Origin of the sequence: Nocardia aurantia, from assembly GCF_009604425.1 — a bacterium.
In the GTDB taxonomy this organism is placed as follows: domain Bacteria; phylum Actinomycetota; class Actinomycetes; order Mycobacteriales; family Mycobacteriaceae; genus Nocardia; species Nocardia aurantia.
Genome location: NZ_WEGI01000059.1, coordinates 1 through 734, shown reverse-complemented (window position 1 = coordinate 734; position 734 = coordinate 1). Strand labels below are relative to the sequence as shown.

1 protein-coding gene is annotated in these 734 nt (G+C 69.5%); it reads left to right on the top strand.

Annotated features, from left to right (window positions below):
* The coding region (locus tag NRB56_RS38150) for an AMP-binding enzyme (protein WP_153349244.1) at positions 1-734 on the top strand (734 nt) is incomplete at both ends.

The window sequence follows — 734 nt, the reverse complement described above, 5'->3', positions numbered from 1 at the left end:
CCGGTGTACAACACCCGCGTCTACGTCCTGGACAACCGGCTGCGCCCGGTCCCCGCCGGCGTCCCCGGCGAGCTGTACCTCGCCGGAATCCAACTCGCCCACGGCTACATCGCCCGCCCCGACCTCACCGCCGACCGATTCGTCGCCGACCCGTATCAGCCGTCGGCCCGCATGTACCGCACCGGCGACCTCGTCACCTGGACCGGCGACGGCGAACTGGAATACCTGGGCCGCACCGACTTCCAGGTGAAACTGCGCGGCCTGCGCATCGAACTCGGCGAAATCGAAACCGCTCTCACCGGTTTCGACGAGATCACCGCCGCCGTCGTCACCGTCCACACCGACCCCTACACCGGCGACCAACTCGTCGCCTACCTCACCACCACCGGTGGACACCCCCTCGACCTCGACGACGTCCGCGAGGAACTGACCCGTCGGGTCCCCGCCTACATGGTCCCCTCGACCTTCATGGTCCTGGACACGTTGCCGCTCAACGCCTCCGGCAAACTCGACCGCAAAGCCCTCCCCGCACCCACCGTCGACACCGCCGCGTTCCGGGCACCCACGACCCCGGTCCAGGAAATCGTCGCCACCGTCTACGCCGAAATCCTCGGCGCCGACCGCGTCGGACTCGACGACGACTTCTTCGCCCTCGGCGGCAACTCCCTCATCGCCACCCAGGTCGCCGCCCGCCTGTCCGCGGCCCTGCACACCCGCGTCGGCGTCCGCGACCT